The organism is Mesorhizobium sp., from assembly GCF_024509055.1.
In the GTDB taxonomy this organism is placed as follows: Bacteria; Pseudomonadota; Alphaproteobacteria; order Rhizobiales; family Rhizobiaceae; genus Mesorhizobium.
In genome coordinates this window covers 1-2,064 of sequence record NZ_JANINM010000297.1, presented here as the reverse complement: position 1 = coordinate 2,064, position 2,064 = coordinate 1, and the positions used below count along the sequence as shown (strand labels likewise).

General features: G+C 64.4%; 2 protein-coding genes and 2 pseudogenes. 1 reads left to right on the top strand and 3 read right to left on the bottom strand.

Going from position 1 to position 2,064, the window contains the following annotated elements; genetic code table 11:
* Both Q0L57_RS13430 and Q0L57_RS13425 read right to left on the bottom strand, forming a co-directional pair.
* Positions 1 to 221: pseudogene (locus Q0L57_RS13430) on the bottom strand (LLM class flavin-dependent oxidoreductase); the annotation flags it as partial.
* Positions 222 to 360: 139 nt separating this feature from the next.
* Complete coding sequence (locus Q0L57_RS13425) at positions 361 to 510, bottom strand: hypothetical protein (protein ID WP_296743338.1); 150 nt, start codon at positions 508 to 510, stop codon at positions 361 to 363.
* 265 nt (positions 511 to 775) lie between these two features.
* Here Q0L57_RS13425 and Q0L57_RS13420 point away from each other — a divergent pair, with 265 nt between their 5' ends.
* On the top strand, positions 776 to 1,543 hold the full coding sequence (locus Q0L57_RS13420; protein WP_296743336.1) for an SDR family oxidoreductase: 768 nt from the start codon (positions 776 to 778) through the stop codon (positions 1,541 to 1,543).
* Between the two features lie 212 nt (positions 1,544 to 1,755).
* Here the strand turns inward: Q0L57_RS13420 and Q0L57_RS13415 are convergent.
* Positions 1,756 to 2,064: pseudogene (locus Q0L57_RS13415) on the bottom strand (ABC transporter permease); the annotation flags it as partial.

Genomic DNA, 2,064 nt, shown 5'->3' with positions numbered 1-2,064 from the left:
ACGCCGGCCCAATGCGTCAGCACCACCTCCAGCGAGCCGGTGCGGTCGAGCGTCTGCGCGGCGATATCCATATTGGTGAGCAGCCCGGCCGGATCGTCGATGACCAGCCTGCGGAAACCCGCGTCCTCGATGAGCGACAGCTTGGTCGCGGTCTCGGCGAAATCATAGAAGAAGCTGCCATTGGCAGGCTTACCGGGAACATGCGTGAACTCGATCGGCATTGCCATCTCCCCCATCACGTTGGGTCGCCCCGAACCCTCGAACGAATCCGAGACGCGGGCGCGCGCCAACGCCCGGCCAGTTTTTGCTCCGATGACTCAAACTCAGATTTTTGGACGCCGGGGCCTAGCCCCGCGTCAGTCAGGGAATGAACCCGAAAACCACAGCGCCGGTGAAGACGAATGCGAGCGCGAAGACGATATAGGCGAAAGTGCCGCCATAGGCGGGCCTCCAGCTCTGGTCGGCGGTCAGCCTCTGGCCTTTGCGCTGAGCGTTCTGGATATAGGACATGGTCTGGCCTCCGTCTCGGCCATTAATCTATAAAGTTAGTAGACTTTGTCGATTGCTATTTTCAAGGCATACGGAGAAATTAATGCTCCAACGCACACATTTGATAGTTTCTGATGCTCAGAATGCCTCAGGAAGCGATCTCGGGGCCAGGCGGGAGGGTCCCCGACCTTTTAGGAAACTGGCGCAGCGGAGGGCGCCTTCGACACCTTGGCGTCACCTGGCGCCAAGGATAGCATCGACCCGTAAAATGACGGAGGAGAAGAAAATGGGTGGAAGGCTGGCGGGCAAAGTCGCCATCATCTCGGGCGGCGCGACCGGCATGGGCGGGGCGGCTTCCGAGCTGTTCGCGGCGGAAGGGGCCAAGGTAGCGATCATCGACCGCAACGGCGACGCGGCCGGCAAGACCGCCGCGGCGATCCGGGCGCGCGGCCATGTCGCCGAGCATTTCGTGGCGGACGTCTCCGACGAGGCCCAGGTCGAAGCGGCAGCGAAGGCTGCGGCGGCCAAGCTTGGCCCGGTCACCGTGCTGTTCAACCATGCCGGCACCATCGTGATAAAGCCCTTCCTGGAGACGACGCTGCAGGAATGGGACTGGCTGCATGCCGTGAACGTGCGCTCGATGTTCCTGATGACGCGCGCCGTACTGCCCGGCATGATCGCCGCCGGCGGCGGCTCAATCGTCTGCACCTCCTCGATCTCGGCGGTGGCCGCGACGCCCAATGAAGTGCTTTACGACACCACCAAGGGCGCCTGCCACATGTTCGCCCGCGCCATCGCGGTGGAGTTCCGCGACCGCAACATCCGCTGCAACGCCGTCTGCCCCGGCTTCATCCGCACACCGCACGGGCTGCGCGAGGTGGCCGACCTTGGCAAGCTCGGTGTCGACGTCTCCGACGCGGCGATGGCGGCGCAGCAGGGCCGCATCGGCGAGCCGGAGGAAGTTGCGAAGGCCGCGCTGTTCCTGGCAAGCGACGAATCGAGCTTCGTCAACGGCGCGCATCTCTTCGTGGATAATGCCTTCACGGCGATCTGACGGCTTGGCGCCCTTCCTCTCCCCCGTCGATCGGGGGAGAGGTGTCGAGCGCAGCTCGACGGAGTGGGGGTCGACCCTTGGCGCGGTGCAGGAAGATTCTGCGCCTTGGTCCCTTTCAATATCCGTTGGTGACGGTTGCGAGGTGGTTCCCCCGCTCCGTCGCTGCTTCGCAGCGCCACCTCTCCCCCCTCCGGAGGGAGAGGAAAGGGCCACTATCGCTCTTCCCTGCGGAACGGCTTGAGCAGCGCCGATGGCGCCACGGCGTTGCGCGACATGAAGGCCATGGCGACGATGGTGAAGATGAAGGGCAGCATCAGGAACGCTTCGTAGGGTATGTGCCCGAGCCCGCTCGCCTGCATCCTGAGCTGCAGCGCGTCGACGAAGGCGAAGAGCAGTGCCGCTCCCGCCGAGCGCCACGGGTCCCAGCGGCCGAACACGACCAGAGCGATCGCCACCCAGCCGCGACCCGAGACGACGCCGAAGGTGAAGGCGTTGAACTGCGCCATGGTGAGGAAGGCGCC

What these genes read in the sequence shown, in the direction of transcription:
- Q0L57_RS13425 (WP_296743338.1), bottom strand. Translation starts at nt 510, where the DNA reads ATGTCCTATATCCAGAACGCTCAGCGCAAAGGCCAGAGGCTGACCGCC.
- Q0L57_RS13420 (WP_296743336.1), top strand. Translation starts at nt 776, where the DNA reads ATGGGTGGAAGGCTGGCGGGCAAAGTCGCCATCATCTCGGGCGGCGCG.